This window comes from Pseudomonas fungipugnans, assembly GCF_029955235.1.
Classification (GTDB): Bacteria; Pseudomonadota; Gammaproteobacteria; order Pseudomonadales; family Pseudomonadaceae; genus Aquipseudomonas; species Aquipseudomonas fungipugnans.
In genome coordinates this window covers 2,309,846-2,331,287 of the sequence record NZ_JARBWL010000002.1, presented here as the reverse complement: position 1 = coordinate 2,331,287, position 21,442 = coordinate 2,309,846, and the positions used below count along the sequence as shown (strand labels likewise).

Sequence of the window (21,442 nt, the reverse complement as noted above, 5' to 3'; positions counted from 1 at the left end):
ACATCCACATCAATGTTGACTGGCCCACCGCAATCGCGAGCAGGCTCGCTCCCACAGGTATCGAATCAGATCGTGATGTTGTATTCCTTCAAGCGAGCGACAAACGCCTCTTCATCCAGCACCTTCAACCCCAGCTCATTGGCCTTGGCCAGCTTCGAGCCTGCACCCGGCCCGGCCACCACGCAATGGGTCTTGGCCGACACGGAGCCGGCGACTTTCGCGCCAAGGCTTTCCAGCTTGTCCTTGGCGACGTCACGACTCATCAATTCGAGCGAGCCGGTCAGCACCCAGGTCTGCCCGGCCAGCGGCAAACCCTCGACGACTTTCTTCTCGCTCTGCCAGTGCATGCCGAAATCGCGCAGTTGTTTTTCGGCGGCCTCGGCAATCTGGCGATTTGCTTCGACGGCGAAAAACTCGCGCACCGAGTTGGCCTGTTTCTCCGGCAGCGCCTGGCGCATGTCCAGCCAGTCAGCCTGGAACACACCTTCCAGCGAGCCGAATTTGTCAGCCAGTTTCTGCGCCCCGCCCGGCCCCACCGAAGGGATGTGCAGCTTGTCGAGGAAGCCGCCCAAGGTGGAGCTGGCGGCAAACTCGGCGCCCAACTCGCCCTGATCCTGAATCTGCATCCCGTGCCTGAGCAGATCAGCAATTACCTGCTGGTTGTGATCATCTTCAAAGAAGCTGTGGATCTCGTGTGCCACTTCCAGGCCGACATCCGGCAGGTACGTCAGCACTTGCGGCAACGCCTGCTGAACCCGCTCCAGCGAGCCGAGAGAACGCGCCAGGACCTTGGCCGTCTCTTCGCCGACATCAGGAATGCCGAGGGCATAGATGAAGCGCGCCAGGCTCGGTTTCTTGCTGTCTTCGATGGCGCTCAGCAGGTTCTTGCTCGACAGCTCGGCAAAGCCTTCCAGGTCGACGATCTGCTCGAACGTCAGCGCATACAGATCGGCCGGCGAATTCACCAGCCCTTCGTCCACCAGCTGTTCGACGCTCTTCTCACCCAGGCCTTCAATGTCCATGGCGCGCCGGGAGACGAAGTGGATGATTGCCTGCTTCAGCTGTGCGCCGCAGGCCAGGCGACCGACGCAGCGATACACCGCGCCTTCGCTGACGGTCTCACGGCCCTTGCTGCGCTTGATCAGTTGCGTGCGCTCGACATGGGAGCCGCACACTGGGCACTGCTCGGGAATCTGCACGGCCCTGGCATTATCCGGACGCCGCTCAAGCACCACTTGCACCACTTGCGGAATCACATCGCCGGCGCGGCGGATGATCACGGTGTCGCCGATCATCAGGCCCAGGCGCGCCACTTCGTCCATGTTGTGCAGCGTGGCGTTGGCCACGGTCACGCCCGCGACCTTGACCGGCTTCAAGCGCGCTACCGGCGTCACGGCGCCGGTGCGGCCGACCTGAAATTCCACATCGAGCAACTCGGTGAGTTCTTCCATGGCCGGGAATTTATGGGCGATGGCCCAACGCGGTTCGCGCGCACGGAAACCCAGTTCACGCTGGGACGCAATGCTGTTGACCTTGAACACCACGCCGTCGATTTCATAGGACAGCCCGTTACGGCGTTCACCGATATCCCGGTAGTAATCCAGGCACTCATCGATGCCATGGGCCAGTTTCAGCTCATGACTGATCGGCATGCCCCACTTCTGCAATTGCTTGAGATTGCCGATGTGGGTGTCGGCGATGTCCGCCGAAATCTGGCCGATGCCGTAGCAGCAGAATTCCAGTGGACGGTTGGCGGTGATTTTCGAATCGAGCTGACGCAGGCTGCCAGCCGCCGCGTTACGCGGGTTGGCGAAGGTCTTGCCGCCGACTTCCAGTTGCGTTGCGTTCAGCCGTTCGAAACCGGCCTTGGACATGAACACTTCGCCGCGCACTTCAAGCGTCGCCGGCCAGCCCTCGCCGTGCAACTTGAGCGGGATGTTGCGCACGGTGCGCACGTTGATGCTGATGTCCTCGCCGGTGGTACCGTCGCCGCGAGTGGCGCCGCGCACCAGCACGCCGTCCTGATACAGCAGGCTGACCGCCAGGCCATCGAGTTTCGGCTCGCAGCTGTATTCCACCGCCGCGCCGCCGCCGAACAGATCACCGGCCGGCAGGTCCAGGCCTTCGGTCACCCGACGATCGAACTCGCGCATGTCGGTTTCTTCAAAGGCGTTGCCGAGGCTGAGCATCGGCACTTCGTGACGTACCTGGGTGAAGGCCGAGAGTGCCGCGCTGCCCACGCGCTGGGTTGGGGAATCGCTGGTGATCAGTTCCGGATTGGCCGCTTCCAGCGCCTTGAGCTCGTGGAACAAGCGGTCGTATTCGACGTCCGGGATGCTCGGCTCGTCGAGTACGTGGTAACGGTAGTTGTGCTGATCCAGCTCAGCGCGCAGCTCTAGAATGCGGGTTTTGGCGGCGGTCATGGGTGTTCTCTCATAAAGCAAAAGAGCAGCCGAGGCTGCTCAATCTTCTAGATACAGTAGCTTAAAGATATGGACACTGTGGCGAGGGAGCTTGCTCCCGCTCGGCAGCGAAGCAGCCGTAAAACCAGCGAATACGGAGTGTCTGAATATTTAAGGTTGTTGCTTGAATGGGGCCGCTGCGCAGCCCAGCGGGAGCAAGCTCCCTCGCCACAAGAGCCCGCCCCATTCATTCGATTTATCGTTTCTGGGTCAACGCGCGACGTTCGAATTCGACGATACGCTGACGGTAGTGCTCGATCGTCTGGGCGGTCAGCACGCTGCGCTGATCGTCTTTCAGTTCGCCGTTCAGCTCCTGGGACAGCTTGCGTGCCGCCGCCACCATCACGTCGAAGGCCTGCTTGGGATGACGCGGGCCTGGCAGGCCGAGGAAGAAGCTCACTGCCGGGGTGCTGAAGTGGTCGATATCGTCCAGGTCAAAAATGCCCGGCTTGACCGCATTGGCCATGGAGAACAGCACTTCACCGTTGCCGGCCATGCTTTCGTGGCGATGGAAAATATCCATCTCGCCAAAACGCAGACCGCTTTCCAGAATGTTCTGCAACAGCGCCGGGCCCTTGAAGCCGGCGGCGTCGCGGCAGATCACACTGATCACCAGTACTTCTTCGGCTTGCGGTTGATCCTTGTCGGCCACCGACGGGCTCGAAGCCTTGAGCGACACCTTGGCCTCCGGGAAATCGTCGTCGCGGCTGCTGAAGCTCGGGCCGCCGTCCAGGTCCAGATTGAGGTTCAGGTCACCCTGGGATGGCTCGCCATGGCCACGCTTGCCGCGCTTGGAGCCCGACTCGCGAGGCTCACGGGCCGGCATGCTCACCGACGGCAGATCGTGCTCGTCCAGCTGCGGCTCTTTATGGGTGTCGAGCACGCGTGGCGGGCCCAACAGCTCGGCGCTGGTATCCTCGTCCGGCAGGTTGGACAGGCTCCGGTCAAGACGGAATTTCAGTTTTCCCTTGCCGCCGCGCATGCGACGCCAGCCATCGAAAAGAATACCGGCAATGACAATAATGCCGATGACGATCAGCCACTCGCGCAGACCGATTTCCATGTAATCCCGTGCCTCTATAAAAAATGCTGAAAAATAAGGGGTTTACAACTCGCAAACCGCTTTAAAACGTGGCGCCAACTCTATGTTCTGACAGGCGTTTTGCCCACGTATACGAAAAATTGACATTAAACTAGCACGACCAAAGGCAACTTTACACCGTCTGTCACAATGGCTAGCGCGAATATGTCGATTGGCCAGCAAGTAAAGGCAGCGTAATCAAGTCTACGGCACTTGAATACCCGTCCTGTCGCTGCCGACTCAGGCATCCACCATCGCCATCGCCTCCTCGACATCCACTGCTACCAGACGCGAACAACCGGGTTCATGCATCGTTACACCCATCAATTGATCGGCCATTTCCATGGCGATCTTGTTGTGAGTGATATAGATGAACTGCACCGTCTGCGACATTTCCTTTACCAGTCGTGCGTAACGTCCAACGTTAGCGTCATCCAGTGGCGCGTCAACTTCATCGAGCATGCAGAACGGCGCCGGATTCAACTTGAAGATGGCAAATACCAGGGCCAGAGCAGTCAGGGCTTTTTCGCCACCAGAGAGCAAATGGATGGTGCTGTTCTTCTTTCCTGGCGGCCGCGCCATGATCGTCACCCCTGTATCGAGTAGATCTTCGCCCGTCAGTTCCAAATACGCGCTGCCACCACCGAAAACTTTTGGGAAAAGTGCCTGTAAACCGCCATTGATCTGATCAAAGGTATCTTTGAAGCGGTTACGGGTTTCCTTGTCGATCTTGCGAATCACGTTTTCCAGCGTATCCAGCGCTTCGACCAGATCGTCGTTCTGCGCATCCAGATAACGTTTACGTTCCGATTGTTGCGTGTATTCGTCGATGGCCGCGAGGTTGATCGCGCCCAGGCGCTGAATCCGTGCAGCAATGCGCTCCAGTTCCTCTTCGGCGTCCTTCTCATTGGCTTCAGCCACGAGTGTGGCAAGCACCCCATGAAGATCGTAGCCGTCTTCGAGCAATTGATCCTGCAAGGTCTTGCGTCGCACGGTCAGTGCCTGCCATTCCATGCGCTGCTGTTCGAGCTGACCACGGATCAACTGCGACTGCTGCTCGGCCTGGGTCCGGCGTTTCTCGGCGTCGCGCAATTCGCGGTCGGCGTCTTCCATGGCGATTTGCGCGGTCTTGAGTTCTTCGTCGACGCTCATGCGCTTGTCGAGCAATTCTTCAAGCTTGAGCCGCAGCTCTTCCAGCGGCGCCTCGCCCTCCTCCAGATTGAGGTTCAACTGCTCGCGCTTTTCCGTCAGGCGCTCGGACTGCATTTCCAGCCGCTCCAGCGCCTGGCGAGTCGAATCATGTTGCGCCTTGAGCGAGCCCAGGCGCACCGCCAACTGATGCGCATGATCCTTGTGCTGCCGGGCTTCCTGACGCACCCGGTCGAGGCGCTCGCGCAGGCTGTCGCGCTGGGCCAGCAGTAACTCGCGCTGCTCGGTGTCCAGCTCCATGCTGTCGAGGGCTTCCTGCAATTGCAGGCGTGCCTCGCCGATGTTCTCGTGCTCCAGCGCCCGCTGCTCGGCAAGCTCTGTCAGCTCTTCGTCGAGACGCGTACGGCGCAACGTCAACTGTTCGGCCTTGGCTTTGCCGGCAGACAGTTGAGCCTTCAGCTCACCTTGCTGACGTGCTTCGTCTTGCAGCAGACGGCGCAGATGTTCGCGACCGTTTTCCTGCTGACGCTGCTGCGCCCTGAGATTTTGCAGCTGGGTTTCCAGGGTTTCGACCGTGGCTTCGCGCTCGTCGCGCTCAAGACCCAACTGCTGGATTTCCTGACCACGGGCAAGCACGCCGCTTTCCGCTTCGCTGGCGCGCCGCACCCGCAGAAAATGCCGACCGACCCAATACCCGTCACGGCTGATCAGGCTTTCGCCCGCCGCCAGCTGACTGCGCAAGGCCAAGGCCTGTTCGAGGCTGTCCACCGGCTTGACCTGCCCCAACCACGGTGCCAGATCGATCTGCGCCTCGACCTTGTCGAGCAGGCTGCCTGGCACGCGCACGCCATCGCTGGCCGGGCTGAGCAAACGCAAATCGCCTTGGGCGAAACCGGCCAGATCGAAATCGCCGAAGTCATCCACCAGCACCGCTTGCAGGTCGGCGCCGAGCACGGTTTCCACCGCCAGCTCCCAACCCGCCTCGACTTTCAGGCCTTCGGCCAGACGTGGGCGGTCTGCCAGATGTTGCTCACGCAGCCATTCGGCGGTGCCGGTGCCCGGATCAAGCGCGGCTTGTTGCAAGGCTTCAAGGGACGCGAGACGACCGTTGAGCCGCTGCAAATCGCCCTGCGCCTGCTGCTGATTTTGCAGCGCCAATTGCAGTTCCTGACGCAACTGGTCAAGGCGTTCGACCTGCGCCTCTTCGCTGGCTTGCAAGTCTTCGAGCGTGGCCTCACTCGCGGCAAGCTGCTCGCTGAGTTCCAGGATTGCCGCGTCTTCCGGGTCGGCCGAGAGCAAGGCGCGTTCTTCGCCGAGGCGCTTCTGGCGGTCAGCCAGACGCTCCATGCTGGTTTCCAACTGCTGGATGCGTGACTGCTGCACCTCGGACTGGCGACGCGGCTCGGCGGCAGTGAGGTTGAACGCGTCCCACTGCTCCTGCCAGCCGTGCATGGTGGTTTCCGATTCTTCCAGCGCGGCGGCGGCCTCTTCGGCGGCGGCGCTGGTGACTTCCTGCTCCGGGGTGAGCATGTCCAACTCTTCGCCCAGGGTCAGCAGCAAGGTGCGGTCATGGCCCAGGTGCGACTCGGTTTCCAGACGCGCGCGCTCGGCTTCTTTCAGGTCGTCCTGCAGTTGGCGCAATCGCTGCTGTCCGTGCTGGATGCTCTGTTCGACCCGGGCAATGTCACCGCCAACCGAATAGAAGCGCCCTTGCACCAGATTGAAGCGCTCCGACAGATCGTGGTGCCCGTCGCGCAGGCGTTCGATGGCGGCATCCGCATTGCGTTGCTCGGCGACCAGCGCTTCGAAGCTGATTTCCTGGTTGCCGATGATCGCTTCGCGCTGACCGACCTGCTCGTTCAGTTCCTGCCAGCGCAGGGCCGACAACTGGGCCTTGAGCTGACGCTCTTCGCCTTTGTATTCCTGATACTTCTTGGCCGCCTCGGCCTGACGGTGCAAGCGTTCGAGCTGGCGTTCGAGCTCTTCACGCAGGTCGGTCAGGCGCGCCAGGTTCTCGTGGGTACGGCGGATGCGGTTTTCCGTCTCGCGGCGGCGCTCCTTGTACTTGGAGATGCCGGCGGCTTCTTCAATGAAGTTGCGCAGGTCTTCGGGCTTGGACTCGATCAGCTTGGAGATCATCCCCTGCTCGATAATCGAGTAGCTGCGCGGGCCAAGGCCGGTGCCGAGGAAGATGTCGGTGATGTCGCGACGCCGGCATTTGGTGCCGTTGAGGTAATAAGTGGTCTGGCTGTCGCGGGTCACTTTGCGGCGAATGGAAATTTCCGCATAGGCGGCGTACTCACCGAGCAGCGTACCGTCGGAGTTGTCGAACACCAGCTCGATGCTCGCCTGGCTCACCGGTTTGCGGCTGGTCGAGCCGTTGAAGATGACGTCGGTCATCGACTCGCCGCGCAAGTTCTTGGCCGAACTCTCGCCCATCACCCAACGCACGGCGTCGATGATGTTCGACTTGCCGCAACCATTGGGCCCGACCACTGCCGCCATGTTACTGGGGAAGTTCACCGTGGTCGGGTCGACGAAGGATTTGAACCCCGCCAGCTTGATGCACTTGAGCCGCACGCTTAAGCGACCGTCAGGGCAGAAACCACCAGATCGCAGCTGCGCCGGGCATAGGCCGTCAGCACCACGCGGATCTGCGGCAAGTCACGGGCCAATACGGCGGCGAGCAGGCGTTCGAACAACTCAATGAATTCGCTCATCTCGGCCTTGCGCTGTTCCAGGGCAAGAAAGTAAGCACGGCTCATGGCCGGCTGCAGATTCTCGACGGTTTCCTGCAAGTACGGATTGTTGGCAAACGGATACGCGGCGCGCATCACATTGAAGCTGTCGTCGACGAAGGTGCGAATGTCCTGACGCTCGAAACTGGCGCTCAGGCGCTGCTGGATCTGCACGAATGGCGCCATGTCGGCCTGAACTTCCCAGCCATTGGCCACCGCATTGCCGAGCAAGATGTACAGCTCGCTCATCAGCGTGCACAGGCTCTGCACCTTGTGCGCGGTGAGCTCGGTGACATGAGCGCCACGTCGCGGCAGGATCGCGACCAGATGGCGGCGCTCGAGGATCAGCAAGGCCTCACGGACCGAACCGCGGCTGACATTGAGCGCCAGCGTGACCTTCTGTTCCTGGATGCGCTCTCCCGGCTTCATTTCGCCACGAATGATACGTTCGGCGAGGTGGTGAGCAATTTGCTCGGCGAGGCTGTCCGGCGCCTTGAACGTCATGGTTGTCCTTCAAACTCTTCGATCTGCACAAGCGGCGCAGTGTAGCGCAATTGGTACGTCATGGCGGAGTGCCCACCCAGCGGTTTTTGGCACGATTCAAGCAAAAAGCAGGCTATCCCGTGAGGGTCAATACTGATGGAGCGTGTTGTTGATCGACAAAACCGACTTTCCTGACCTTTAAGTCAGAAAATCATTGACCGAAAAGTCAGACCTGATAAATTCGGCTCAAGTGGGTTAACAACAATAATGAGTCTGCGAGGCCTTCCGTGATCCAGTTTTTACTAAACCAGGAACTCCGTAGCGAGCACGCCCTGGACCCGAACCTGACCGTGCTCAATTACCTGCGCGAACATGTGGGCAAACCCGGCACCAAAGAAGGCTGCGCCAGCGGTGACTGTGGCGCTTGCACAGTGGTAGTCGGCGAACTGCAAACGGATGACGATGGCCGCGAACACATTCGCTATCGCAGCCTCAACTCGTGCCTGACGTTCGTTTCGTCATTACACGGCAAACAACTGATCAGCGTCGAAGACCTCAAACACAAAGGCGAACTGCACAGCGTGCAGAAAGCCATGGTCGAGTGCCACGGCTCGCAATGCGGTTTCTGCACGCCGGGTTTCGTGATGTCGCTGTTCGCGCTGCAAAAGAACAGCGATCAACCGGACTCGCACAAGGCCCACGAAGCGCTGGCCGGCAACCTCTGCCGCTGCACCGGCTATCGCCCGATCCTGCAAGCGGCCGAGCAGTCCTGCTGCGCCAAACAACCGGATCAGTTCGATGCGCGTGAGGCCGACACCATTGCGCGCCTGAAAGCCATCGCTCCCACCGACATCGGCGAACTCAACAGCGGCGACAAACGTTGCCTGGTGCCGCTGACCGTGGCCGATCTGGCCGACCTCTATGACGCTTATCCGCAAGCCCGACTGCTGGCCGGCGGTACCGACCTGGCGCTGGAAGTCACGCAATTTCACCGCACACTGCCGGTGATGATTTACGTCGGCAACGTCGCCGAGATGAAGCGCATCGAACGCTTCGACGATCGCCTGGAAATCGGCGCCGCCACTGCCCTCTCCGACTGCTATGACGCCTTGAAAACCGAGTACCCGGATTTCGGCGAATTGTTGCAACGCTTCGCCTCGTTACAGATCCGCAATCAGGGCACGTTGGGCGGCAACATCGGTAATGCCTCGCCTATCGGTGATTCGCCACCACTGCTGATCGCCCTTGGTGCGCGGATCGTGCTGTGCAAGGGAGAAACCCGCCGCACCATGGCGCTGGAAGATTATTTCATCGATTACCGGGTCACTGCGCGTCAGGAAAGCGAGTTCATCGAGAAGATCATCATTCCTCGTGCCAGCGCGGAACAACTGTTCCGTGCCTATAAAGTGTCGAAGCGTCTGGACGATGACATTTCCGCCGTCTGCGCCGCGTTCAACCTGCGCATCGAAAACGGTGTGATCGCCGACGCCCGCGTTGCCTTCGGCGGCATGGCGGCCACACCAAAACGCGCCAAGAGCTGCGAAGCCGTGTTGCTCGGCGCCCAGTGGAACGACGCTACCGTCGAACGCGCCTGCGCTGCCCTGGCCGACGATTTCACGCCGCTCTCGGACTTCCGCGCCAGCAAGGAATATCGCCTGCTCAGCGCGCAGAACCTGCTGCGTAAATACTTCATCGAACTGCAAACGCCGCACATCGAGACTCGGGTGACCGCTTATGTCTAATCATCATGCCGTAGAGAAGACCCAGGCCGAACTGGCTGAGTTGTTCGCCCAGGACCTGACCACCGGTGTCGGCCGCAGCGTCAGGCACGACAGCGCCGCCAAGCATGTGTCCGGTGAAGCGCAATACATCGACGACCGCCTGGAGTTTCCGAATCAGCTGCACGTTTATGCGCGCCTGTCGGACCGTGCCCACGCAAAAATCATCAGCATCGACACCAAGCCGTGCTACGCCTTCGAAGGCGTGCGCATTGCGATCACCCACGAAGACGTACCGGGCCTGAAAGACATCGGCCCGCTGCTGCCGGGCGATCCGCTGCTGGCGATTGATGACGTGCAATTTGTCGGTCAACCGGTGCTCGCGGTTGCCGCCAAAGACCTGGAAACAGCACGCAAAGCCGCGATGGCGGCGATCATCGAATACGAAGATCTGGAACCGGTGCTGGACGTGGTCGAAGCCTTGCGCAAACGCCATTTCGTCCTCGACAGCCATACTCACCAGCGCGGCGATTCTGCTGGCGCCCTGGCCACGGCAGAACACCGTATTCAAGGCACCCTGCACATCGGCGGCCAGGAACACTTCTATCTCGAAACCCAGATCTCCTCGGTGATGCCGACGGAAGATGGCGGGATGATCGTCTACTGCTCCACGCAAAACCCCACCGAAGTGCAGAAGCTGGTGGCCGAAGTGCTCGACGTGTCGATGAACAAGATCGTCGTCGACATGCGCCGCATGGGCGGTGGTTTCGGCGGCAAGGAAACCCAGGCCGCGAGCCCCGCCTGCCTGTGCGCGGTGATTGCGCACCTCACCGGCCAGCCGACCAAGATGCGCCTGCCGCGTGTCGAAGACATGCTGATGACCGGCAAGCGCCATCCGTTCTACGTCGAGTACGACGTTGGTTTCGACAGCACCGGACGCCTGCACGGGATTGCCCTGGAACTGGCCGGCAACTGCGGCTGCTCGCCGGACCTGTCGGCGTCGATTGTCGACCGGGCGATGTTCCACGCCGACAACTCGTACTACCTGGGCGATGCGACCATCAACGGCCACCGTTGCAAGACCAACACCGCCTCGAACACCGCTTACCGTGGCTTCGGCGGCCCACAAGGCATGGTCGCCATCGAAGAAGTGATGGACGCCATCGCCCGGCATCTGGCCCTCGACCCGCTGGCCGTGCGCAAGGCCAACTACTACGGCAAGACCGAGCGCAACGTCACTCACTACTACCAGACCGTCGAGCACAACATGCTCGAGGAAATGACTGCCGAACTGGAAGAAAGCAGCCAGTACGTGGAGCGCCGCGAAACGATCCGGCGCTACAACGCCAATAGTCCGATCCTGAAGAAAGGCCTGGCGCTGACCCCGGTGAAATTCGGCATTTCCTTTACCGCCAGCTTCCTCAATCAGGCCGGTGCCCTGATCCACATCTACACCGATGGCAGCATCCACCTGAACCATGGCGGCACGGAAATGGGCCAGGGTCTGAACATCAAGGTCGCACAAGTGGTGGCGGAGGTGTTCCAGGTCGAAATCGATCGCGTGCAGATCACCGCGACCAACACCGACAAGGTGCCAAACACCTCGCCGACCGCTGCCTCCAGTGGCGCCGACCTCAATGGCAAAGCCGCGCAGAACGCCGCTGAAATCATCAAGAAGCGCCTGGTGGAATTCGCTGCACGGCACTACAAAGTCAGCGAAGAAGACGTGGAATTCCACAACGGCCACGTGCGGGTTCGCGATCATATCCTGACCTTTGAAGCGCTGATTCAGCAGGCGTATTTCAATCAGGTTTCGTTGTCCAGCACCGGCTTCTACAAGACCCCGAAAATCTTCTACGACCGTAGCCAGGCCCGTGGTCGGCCGTTCTACTACTTCGCTTTCGGTGCGGCCTGCTGCGAGGTGATCGTCGACACCCTGACCGGCGAATACAAGATGCTGCGTACCGACATCCTGCACGACGTCGGCGCCTCACTGAACCCGGCTATCGACATTGGCCAGGTCGAGGGCGGCTTCGTCCAGGGCATGGGCTGGCTGACCATGGAAGAGCTGGTCTGGAACAACAAGGGCAAACTGATGACCAACGGCCCGGCCAGCTACAAGATCCCGGCAGTGGCGGACATGCCGCTGGACCTGCGGGTGAAGCTGGTGGAAAACCGCAAGAACCCGGAAGACACGGTGTTCCATTCCAAGGCGGTCGGCGAGCCGCCGTTCATGCTCGGCATCGCGGCGTGGTGTGCGATCAAGGATGCGGTGGCGAGTCTGGGTGATTACAAACATCAACCGAACATCGATGCACCGGCAACCCCGGAACGGGTGTTGTGGGGGTGTGAGCAGATGCGCCAGTTGAAGGTGGCGAAAGCCGTGGCAGCCGAGCCGGAGTTGGCTCCGCTCTAAACCCAGGCGCGGCCTTCGCGGGCAAGCCACGCTCCCACAGGGTTATTGGGTGATTCATGGACCCATACAACTCCAATGTGGGAGCCGGACTTGCCCGCGAAGAGGCCGGAACAGACAACACAGATGTCGAGGTGAAACATGTACAACTGGATCGACGCCCTCGCCGACCTGCAAGCCCAGGGTGAACCCTGTGTGCTGGTGACCATCATCGAAGAGCTCGGCTCGACGCCGCGCAATGCCGGCTCGAAAATGGTCGTCAGCGCCGCCCGCACCTTCGACACCATCGGCGGCGGGCACCTGGAATTCAAGGCCATGGAAATTGCCCGGCAGATGCTTGCCAGCGGCAAACAGGACACCCATCTGGAGCGCTTCAGCCTTGGCGCCAGCCTCGGCCAATGCTGCGGCGGCGCCACCGTGCTGCTGTTCGAACCGATGGGCCAGGTCCAGGCGCAGATCGCCGTGTTCGGCGCCGGCCATGTCGGTCGGGCGCTGGTGCCGTTGCTGGCCAGCCTGCCCTGCCGGGTCCGCTGGATCGATTCCCGGGAAGCGGAATTCCCGGAGCAGATCCCCCACGGCGTGCGTAAAATCGTCGCCGAAGAACCGGTCGATGAAGTCGATGAGCTGCCCGCCGGCAGTTACTGCATCGTCATGACCCACAATCACCAGCTCGACCTCGAACTCACCGCCGCGATCCTCAAGCGCAATGACTTCGCCTACTTCGGCCTGATCGGCTCGAAGACCAAACGGGTGAAATTCGAACATCGCCTGCGCGATCGTGGTTTCGACAGCGCGTTGCTGCAACGCATGCGCTGCCCGATGGGCATCGGCGAAGTCAAAGGCAAGTTGCCTGTGGAAATCGCCATCTCCATCGCCGGCGAAATCATCGCCACCTACAACGCCAATTTCGGCCAGCAGACCGCCAGCGCCGAACCGATTGCCAAACTGCTGCCCGTTTCACGCCGCAGCCATGCTTCGAACTGACAAGACTTGAAAATGAGAACCCCAATGCCTCTGACTCGTAAAGCCTATCGCGCCGCCATCCTGCACAGCATCGCCGACCCTGCCGAAGTTGGCATCGAAGCCTCGTACGAGTATTTCGAAGACGGCCTGCTGGTGGTCGAAAACGGCCAGATCAGCGCCCTGGGCCATGCCAGCGAACTGCTGCCGACCCTGCCTGCCGACATCGAGATCACCCACCACAAAGACGCGCTGATCACGCCGGGCTTCATTGACACCCACATCCACCTGCCGCAAACCGGCATGGTCGGTGCCTACGGCGAGCAACTGCTGGACTGGCTCAACACTTATACATTCCCGTGCGAAAGCCAGTTCGCCGACAAGGCCCACGCCGATGAAGTGGCGGACATTTTCATCAAGGAACTGCTGCGCAACGGCACCACCACCGCGCTGGTGTTCGGCAGCGTGCATCCGCAATCGGTGAACTCGTTCTTCGAAGCTGCGCAGCAGCTGGACCTGCGGATGATCGCCGGCAAGGTGATGATGGACCGCAACGCCCCGGACTACCTGACCGACACCGCTGAATCGAGCTACGTCGAAAGCAAGGCGCTGATCGAGCGCTGGCACGGCAAGGGCCGCCTGCATTATGCGGTTACTCCGCGCTTCGCCCCGACCAGCACCCCGGAACAGCTGACCCTCGCCGGCCAGTTGCTCGGCGAATACCCTGATCTGTATATGCAGACCCACATCAGCGAGAACCTCAAGGAAGTCGAGTGGGTCAAGGAACTGTTCCCGGAGCGCAAGGGCTACCTCGACGTCTACGACCACTATCAACTGCTGGGCGAGCGCTCGGTGTTTGCCCATGGCGTGCACCTGTGCGACGACGAATGTGCGCGGCTGGCCGAGACCGGTTCGGCGATCGCCTTCTGCCCGACCTCGAACTTCTTCCTCGGCAGTGGCCTGTTCAATCTGCCGATGGCCGAGAAGCACAAGCTCAATGTCGGCCTGGGCACGGACGTGGGCGGTGGCACCAGCTTCTCGCTGCTGCAGACATTGAACGAGGCCTATAAGGTCATGCAGTTGCAAGGTGCGCGGCTGAGCCCGTTCAAGTCACTGTACCTGGCGACGCTGGGCGGCGCGCGGGCGCTGCGTCTGGAAGAGAAGATCGGCACTCTGTTGCCGGGCACTGACGCTGACTTCCTAGTGCTGGACTACAACGCCACGCCGTTATTGAGTTATCGCCTGAAGCAGGCCAACAACATTGCCGAGACGTTGTTTGTGCTGATGACGCTGGGGGATGACCGGACCGTGTTGCAGACGTATGCGGCGGGGAATCTGGTGCATCAGCGCTGAGGTTTCTCAGCACATAAAAAAATCCCCCGCAATCGATGGTTGCGGGGGATTTTTTTATCGCCTGTCAGGCCGCCTCGGTTTTACTTAAAGCTTGGCGGTCGACCGCCCCGGCTTCCTGGTCTGCAACAAGTGCGAGAAAACCGCATGCAAATCATCCGACGCGCTTTCTTCGTCGAGGTTGAGTTTGCTGTCGATGTGATCCATGTGATGCATCATCAGGTTGACCGCCAACTCACCGTCCCGCGCCTCGATCGCATCGATCAACTGGGTGTGTTCATCGTATGAACAGTGCGAACGGTTGCCGCTTTCGTACTGGGCGATGATCAGCGAAGTCTGCGACACCAGGCTGCGCTGGAAGCTGATCAGCGGGGCATTCTTCGCCGCTTCGGCCAGTTTCAGGTGGAATTCTCCCGACAGACGGATACCGGCACCGCGATCGCCACGGGAGAAGCTGTCGCGCTCGTCGTTGACCATCTGGCGCAATTCGGCGATCTGCTCGGCGGTGGCGTGTTCGACCGCGAGTTCCGTAATCGCCCGCTCCACCAGACGCCGCGCCAGGAACACCTGACGGGCCTCTTCGACGCTCGGGCTGGCAACCACGGCGCCACGGTTGGGACGCAACAGCACCACGCCTTCATGGGCCAGACGCGACAGCGCACGGCGAATGATGGTGCGACTGACCCCGAAAATCTCCCCCAGTGCTTCTTCGCTCAACTTGGTACCGGGCGCCAGACGCTGTTCGAGGATCGCCTCGAAGATATGCGCGTAGACAATATCGTCCTGGGTACCGCTGCGGCCGGCTTTGCCTGCTCGCGGTTGTTTCTTGAGGGGCTGCAACTGTTCGTTCATGGGCACTCGAGTCGGGAGAACTGCGGCGAATTGACCGTGACTGTAATACGGCACAGTGGGTCGCTGGCAAGTATCGCGTAAATAACACGGTGATTGTACACAATGGAGGGTGGCAACACGACTGTATGGCTGTTTGTTGCCCCGGCTGTATTGCAACGGTCCGTTACATTTGAGTTTAGGCTTGAACCCGTAATCCGCCGCCTGAACACAATTCTCCTGTGGGAACGAGCTTGCTCGCGATGACGGCAGCACATCCGACATTTGTGTGACTGATAAACCGCTATCGCGAGCAAGCTCGCTCCCACAGGGTTCAGCGGCATTTCGGACATCTTTTTCAGAACAAGGAACACCCCCCGTCATGAACGACGCCACGCATACGCAGCTCCGACCATTGGCCGACACGTCCCCCTCCGCCATCGTCGCCGGTTTTATTGCGATGATGACCGGCTATACCAGCTCACTGGTCCTGATGTTCCAGGCCGGGCAAGCGGCGGGCCTGAGCAGCGGGCAGATTTCGTCGTGGATCTGGGCGATCTCCATCGGCATGGCGGTGTGTTCGATTGGCTTGTCGCTGCGTTACCGCACGCCGATCACCATCGCCTGGTCAACGCCGGGTGCGGCGTTGCTGATCACCAGCCTTGGCGGTGTGAGCTACGGCGAAGCCATCGGCGCCTACATCACCTGTGCGGTGCTGGTAACGATCTGTGGCCTGACCGGCAGCTTCGAGCGCCTGGTGAAAAAGATCCCGGCATCGTTGGCTGCTGCATTGCTGGCGGGGATTCTATTCAAGATCGGCAGCGAGATCTTCGTCGCGGCGCAGCATCGCACTGCGCTGGTGCTGGGGATGTTCTTCACGTATCTGCTGGTCAAGCGTCTGTCGCCCCGCTACGCCGTGCTGGCTGCGCTGTTGATCGGCACCGCGCTGTCGGGGTCGATGGGGCTGCTGGACTTCAGCGGTTTTCATCTGGAACTGGCGACACCGATCTGGACCACGCCGCATTTCTCCCTGGCCGCGACCATCAGCATCGGCATTCCGCTGTTCGTGGTGGCAATGACCTCACAGAACATGCCCGGCATCGCCGTGCTGCGTGCCGATGGCTATAACGTGCCAGCTTCACCACTGATCACCACCACCGGCATCGCCTCGCTGTTGCTGGCGCCGTTCGGCTCTCACGGGATCAACCTGGCGGCCATCAGCGCAGCGATTTGCACCGGGCCGCACGCCCACGAAGATCGCAACAAGCGTTACACGGCAGCGGTCTGGTGCGGGATTTTCTACGGGATTGCCGGTGTGTTCGGCGCGACGCTGGCGGCGCTGTTTGCCGCGCTGCCCAAAGAACTGGTGCTGTCGATCGCGGCGCTGGCGCTGTTCGGCTCGATCATCAATGGCTTGAGCATTGCCATGAGTGAGGTCAAGGAACGTGAAGCGGCGCTGGTCACCTTTATGGTCACGGCATCGGGGCTGACGCTGTTTTCCATCGGTTCGGCGTTCTGGGGGATTGTGGCAGGGGTTTTGACGCTGCTGATCCTGAACTGGCGCAAGGCCTGAAAGCGAAAGATCCACACAAAAAAACGGCGACCCTTGGGCCGCCGTTTTTTCAGAACAGAAACATCAAGCTACCGGATTGATCGGCTTTTCCGGGTACCAGACGTCCAGCAGCGGGCTGACGGTTGCTTCGGTCAGTTCGCTGCGGCCTTTGAGCCAGGCTTCAACAGCAGCGCGCTGCTCTTCGGACACCGAGCCACGCTTCTGCAGGCAAACCAGACCGAAGTCATCGCCGCCCACGTAGCCCAGACCGTTGGCTTCCATGGCTTCTTTCAGGAACGCGTCGAGGAAAGCATCAATGGCTTCATCAGCCAAATCTTCTTTGAAATCCAGGTTCAGTTCGAAACCCAGCTCTTGAAATTCATCGACGCACAGTTTTTTGCGCAGACGCTGGGAACGGTTAGTCGCCATTGGAACAATCCTCATAAGTAATAACGGGCGGCACTTTAGCAGTTTAAGCCGCCAATTGCCCGTCTTGCGGTCGCCGCGAGCCTACCGCCGGTAAAAAAATAGCGGATTAGACACTCAGGGCACGGCACAAGCGGCTATACCTTGGGGCATAATGCCGACACTTTCATGACCACTGAGGGATTTTATCTTCATGCCCTCGTCTTTATTCCCCTCGACTGTAGGGTTTCACTTCATATGATCAAATCTTTGCGTCCCTTGCTGCTGGCCGGTTTTCTTCTTCCCCTGGCCCTCCCTGTTACTGCCGCCACGATCAATACTTCGCTGTCGCCCAACGTTGAAAAAGCCCTCAAGGCCAGCAAGTTGCAGGACAACGCCCTGTCCCTGGTGATGGTTCCGCTCAACGGCCCAGGCACACCGACCATCTTCAACGCCGACGTTTCAGTCAATCCGGCCTCGACCATGAAGCTGGTCACCACTTATGCGGCCCTGGAGATGCTCGGTCCCAATCACCAGTGGAAAACCGAGTTCTACACCGACGGCACCCTGAGTGGCGGCATCCTCAACGGCAACCTCTACCTCAAGGGTGGCGGTGATCCGAAGCTGAACATGGAAAAACTCTGGCTGCTGATGCGCGACCTGCGCGCCAACGGCGTGACTCAGGTGACTGGCGATCTGGTGCTGGACCGCAGTTTCTTCGTGCAACCGCAATTGCCCGAGTTCAACGACGACGGCAACGACGAGAACAAGCCATTCCTGGTCAAGCCCGACTCTCTGATGGTCAACCTCAAGGCCCTGCGCTTTGTCGCTCGCAACGATTCGGGCCGGGTGTTGATTTCGGTGGAGCCACCGATTGCCAGCATTCACATCGAAAACCAGGTCAAAGCCGTCAACTCCAAACAGTGTGCCGGTGATGTGCGTTACAACCCGGTGACCCAGGCCGACGGCAGCGTGACGGTGACCGTGGGCGGTCAGCTGGGCGACGGTTGCAGCTCCCAGACCTACCTTTCGCTACTCGACCATGCGACCTACACCGCAGGCGCCGTACGGGCCATCTGGAAGGAGCTGGGCGGCAGCATTCAAGGCAAGGACCGCCTGGCGCCGACGCCGTCCAGCGCCAAGGTGCTGGCCCGGGCCTACTCGCCGGATCTGGCGGAGATCATCCGCGACATCAACAAATACAGTAACAACACCATGGCTCAGCAACTGTTCCTGAGCCTGGGCCAGAAATACCGCAATGAGGCCGACGGTGACGACGCCAAGGCGGCTCAGCGCGTCGTGCGTCAGTGGCTGGCGAAAAAAGGCATCACCGCGCCGCATCTGGTGATGGAGAACGGCTCCGGCCTGTCCCGCGCCGAACGTGTCAGCGCCCGGGAAATGGCCGCGATGCTGCAAGCCGCCTGGCGTAGCCCTTATGCCGCCGAGTACATCAGTTCGCTGCCGATTGCCGGCACCGACGGTACCATGCGCAAACGCCTGAAACGCACCGCGATGCAGGGCGAAGCCCACGTCAAGACCGGCACCCTGAACACCGTGCGCGCCATCTCAGGCTTCAGCCGCGATATCAATGGCAACACCTGGGTGGTGGTGGCGATCATCAACGACAAGGCCCCGTTTGGCGCGTCCTCGGTGCTGGATCAGGTGATGCTGGACCTTTATCGCCAGCCGAGACTGGCGGCTGAGCCTTCGGTGTTGTAACCCGATCATCCAGACACTGGAGATCAACATGTGGGAGCGAGCTTGCTCGCGATGACGGCGGCACATGCGACATCAATGTGACTGAAAGACCGCAATCGCGAGCAGGCTCGCTCCCACAGGGTTGGCATATAACCGCTCAATTCACCGGCGCCTCAACCCGATCCCGCCCCGCCTGCTTCGCCGCATACACACCCGAGTCAGCCCGCAGCAACAACGCATCCGCGCCCTCGCCCACCCGCCAGCTGGCGACACCGAAACTGGCGGTCACCGTTCCGACCTCATTGAACGGTGAGCAGCGCAACCCCTGCCACAGCTCCACCGCCAGGATGTGCGCGTGCTGGACGTTGATGTCCGGGCACAACACCATGAACTCCTCGCCACCCAGACGGCAGAACACATCCGTGCGCCGTAAACGATGGCCTATCCGCTCGCACACCGCCTGCAACACCCGATCACCCACCGCATGGCCGTGCTGGTCATTGATGCGCTTGAAGTGGTCGATGTCCAGCATGATCACCGACAACTCACCGCCACCGCGTTCGACCCGTGCCATTTCGTTGGTCAGCCGCTCCTGGAAATAACGGCGGTTGTGAATGCCGGTCAGGGCGTCGGTCACCGACAGCGCCCGTAACTCTTCCTCTACCCGCTTAAGGTCAGAGATGTCCGAGATGTAGCCATGCCAGAGCACGCCCCCGCCGGGCAGCTCTTCCGGCGTCGCCTCGCCGCGCACCCAGCGCAGACCTCGCAGGGGCAATTGCACGCGGTACTCTTCGCGCCAGGGACTCAACGTATCCGCCGAGTCGCGGATCGAGGCGCGGACACGCGTCGAGTCCAGGGCATGAATGCGACTGAAGATCGCCTCGGCATTGAGCAACAACACATCAGGCTCAAGCTCGTAGATTTCGCGGATACCGTCGCTGGCGTAAATCACGCTGAAGCGCCCGTCGAACTCCATCTTGAACTGGTAGATACCGCCCGGCACATGAGCGCTGAGTTTCTTCAGCAACACGTCCCGCGCCGCCAGGGCTTCGTACACCCGCTTGCGCTCGGTGATGTCGATGCAGATCGCCAGGTGGCCGACCCACAAACCCTGATCATCCAGCACTGGCGTTGCCAGCATGTTCACCGCCAGATGACTGCCATCCTGGCGCACCAGCGTCCATTCCCGGGCTTCATGCCCCCCCTCTTCGCCGCCCTCGACGAGCATGGCCTGACAGGTTGGGATCGACTTGCCATAGCGCGCACTCAACTCGGCCGAGCGCGTTTCCAGTTCACGGGGCAGGTGCAGGTTTTCCAGGGTCATGTGGCCCACTACCTCATTAGCGGGGTAACCGAGCATTAGCTCGGCGCCGGCGTTGAAGGTGCTGATAACACCGCGTAAATCGGTGGCGATGATTGCCACCTGAGTCGCCGCGTTCAATACCCCACGCAACTGGCCATGGGTGCCGCGCAACTCTTGCTCGCGCTGGCGCAGTTCCTGGGTGCGTTGCTCGACCATTTTCAACGCCCGTTGACGCTGGCTCACCAACACATACAGCAAGGCGCTGAGCAGCAGACTGAGCAGGCCGCCCAACACCACCAGGCTGCCGACCGAAGAATGGTTGGCTTGCAGGAAAACGGCGCTGGGCAGCATGTCCACTTCGTAATCGTGGTCAGCCAGGCGCAACAGACGCGTCGAGGACAGCTCGCTGGGCGCGGCCGGGTTGCTCGATTCGTACAGCACTTCATGCTGATCTTCAGTGGACAAGTCGAGGATGCGCACCGACAGATAATCGTGACTTTCTTCCGGCAATCCGTCTGCCAGCAGTTGTTGCATGCTGACCACCGCCATCACATACCCCAACGTGACAGCGTCCGGCGTTTGCTGACGCCGGACCGGCGCGACCAGCAATACCCCACGGGAGTAGGACGGCTCGATACCGACCAGATGCAGCGGCTGCGACACCGCCATGCTGCCCAACCGATCAGCACGCTCAATCGTCGCTCGGCGCAGTGGCTGGGCCAGCAGGTCGTAGCCTAGCGGTGAGGGCAGGTGACTTTGGGTCTGTGTATAGAGAACCGGCACATAGAGGTCTCGCTCCGCTGCCGGCACCAACTCACCGGCGTCGTTGAGCTCGCGAAAACCGAAGCCGCTCAGGCCTTCGTCGCGTACCGCCTGTTCCAGGATCGGCCGTTCGGCGCGGGTAACGCGCGGCGCCCAGGAATAGGCCTGGGTGCGACGTAAAAGGGGTTTGGCATACCCGTCAAATTCGCTACGGGACACCGACTCGGAATTGACGAAGAACCGGCGCAGGCCATCGAGGCGCTGCTCCTGATCTTCAAAGCGTTCTTCGATACGGCTGTAACGCTCACTGGCAAGCAGTTGGAAGCGTTGCCGCAATTGATGTTGAAAAAGATCCAGCGTGGCCCAGGCCAGCAACCCCGTCAGCACCCCACCGGCGAGCAATACCAGCGCCGCGACCAGCCAGGCCGAAACATCTTCGCTGATGAAGCCCAGGATCCTGGGGCGCACGGCGTGCAACGACATAAATGCAACTCAAAACGCCAGGTGCCGGGACAGCCCTGTTGCCTTGAGTTGAGTTAT

Annotated in this window: 13 protein-coding genes; 6 read left to right on the top strand and 7 right to left on the bottom strand. The window is 60.6% G+C overall.

The window, feature by feature from the left end:
* Positions 1 to 65: 65 nt before the first annotated feature.
* The 4 genes from ligA to POF45_RS25750 form a co-directional block, all read right to left on the bottom strand.
* The gene (gene ligA / locus POF45_RS25765) at positions 66 to 2,423 is read right to left on the bottom strand and encodes an NAD-dependent DNA ligase LigA (protein WP_282317014.1); all 2,358 of its coding nucleotides are present in this window, start codon (positions 2,421 to 2,423) and stop codon (positions 66 to 68) included.
* A gap of 235 nt (positions 2,424 to 2,658) precedes the next feature.
* Positions 2,659 to 3,525 (bottom strand): cell division protein ZipA, encoded by an 867-nt coding sequence (gene zipA, locus POF45_RS25760; RefSeq protein WP_259501390.1) that lies wholly within the window; start codon positions 3,523 to 3,525, stop codon positions 2,659 to 2,661.
* Between the two features lie 258 nt (positions 3,526 to 3,783).
* A complete protein-coding gene (gene smc / locus POF45_RS25755; RefSeq protein WP_282317013.1) occupies positions 3,784 to 7,272 on the bottom strand; it encodes a chromosome segregation protein SMC in 3,489 nt (1,162 codons plus the stop codon).
* Between the two features lie 2 nt (positions 7,273 to 7,274).
* Complete coding sequence (locus POF45_RS25750) at positions 7,275 to 7,934, bottom strand: GntR family transcriptional regulator (RefSeq protein WP_259501379.1); 660 nt, start codon at positions 7,932 to 7,934, stop codon at positions 7,275 to 7,277.
* Positions 7,935 to 8,200: 266 nt separating this feature from the next.
* Here POF45_RS25750 and xdhA point away from each other — a divergent pair, with 266 nt between their 5' ends.
* The 4 genes from xdhA to guaD all read left to right on the top strand — a co-directional run bounded on the left by xdhA (position 8,201) and on the right by guaD (position 14,357).
* Positions 8,201 to 9,655, top strand: coding sequence for a xanthine dehydrogenase small subunit (gene xdhA / locus POF45_RS25745; RefSeq protein WP_282317012.1), 1,455 nt, complete (start codon positions 8,201 to 8,203; stop codon positions 9,653 to 9,655).
* Positions 9,648 to 12,047: a xanthine dehydrogenase molybdopterin binding subunit gene (gene xdhB / locus POF45_RS25740; RefSeq protein ID WP_259501375.1), complete on the top strand. Its 2,400-nt coding sequence runs from the start codon at positions 9,648 to 9,650 to the stop codon at positions 12,045 to 12,047. The genes xdhA and xdhB overlap by 8 nt, the downstream gene beginning before the upstream one ends.
* A 138-nt stretch (positions 12,048 to 12,185) precedes the next feature.
* Positions 12,186 to 13,028: a xanthine dehydrogenase accessory protein XdhC gene (gene xdhC, locus POF45_RS25735; RefSeq protein ID WP_282317011.1), complete on the top strand. Its 843-nt coding sequence runs from the start codon at positions 12,186 to 12,188 to the stop codon at positions 13,026 to 13,028.
* Positions 13,029 to 13,052: 24 nt separating this feature from the next.
* A complete protein-coding gene (gene guaD / locus POF45_RS25730) occupies positions 13,053 to 14,357 on the top strand; it encodes a guanine deaminase (protein WP_259501370.1) in 1,305 nt (434 codons plus the stop codon).
* A gap of 84 nt (positions 14,358 to 14,441) precedes the next feature.
* On the opposite strand, the gene POF45_RS25725 is transcribed toward guaD, so the two are convergent.
* Positions 14,442 to 15,206, bottom strand: a complete 765-nt coding sequence (locus tag POF45_RS25725) for a GntR family transcriptional regulator (protein WP_259501367.1) — start codon at positions 15,204 to 15,206, stop codon at positions 14,442 to 14,444.
* Positions 15,207 to 15,564: 358 nt separating this feature from the next.
* On the opposite strand from POF45_RS25725, the gene POF45_RS25720 reads away from it, so the two are divergent.
* The gene (locus POF45_RS25720; RefSeq protein WP_282317010.1) at positions 15,565 to 16,755 is read left to right on the top strand and encodes a benzoate/H(+) symporter BenE family transporter; all 1,191 of its coding nucleotides are present in this window, start codon (positions 15,565 to 15,567) and stop codon (positions 16,753 to 16,755) included.
* Between the two features lie 63 nt (positions 16,756 to 16,818).
* Here the strand turns inward: POF45_RS25720 and POF45_RS25715 are convergent, their stop codons facing one another.
* On the bottom strand, positions 16,819 to 17,163 hold the full coding sequence (locus POF45_RS25715; protein ID WP_259501363.1) for a YggL family protein: 345 nt from the start codon (positions 17,161 to 17,163) through the stop codon (positions 16,819 to 16,821).
* A gap of 234 nt (positions 17,164 to 17,397) precedes the next feature.
* Here POF45_RS25715 and dacB point away from each other — a divergent pair, with 234 nt between their 5' ends.
* Entirely contained in the window at positions 17,398 to 18,858 is a 1,461-nt protein-coding gene (gene dacB, locus POF45_RS25710; protein ID WP_259501362.1) for a D-alanyl-D-alanine carboxypeptidase/D-alanyl-D-alanine endopeptidase, read from the top strand.
* Positions 18,859 to 18,994: 136 nt separating this feature from the next.
* Here the strand turns inward: dacB and POF45_RS25705 are convergent, their stop codons facing one another.
* Positions 18,995 to 21,385, bottom strand: a complete 2,391-nt coding sequence (locus POF45_RS25705) for a sensor domain-containing diguanylate cyclase (protein ID WP_259501358.1) — start codon at positions 21,383 to 21,385, stop codon at positions 18,995 to 18,997.
* Between the last annotated feature and the right edge of the window lie 57 nt (positions 21,386 to 21,442).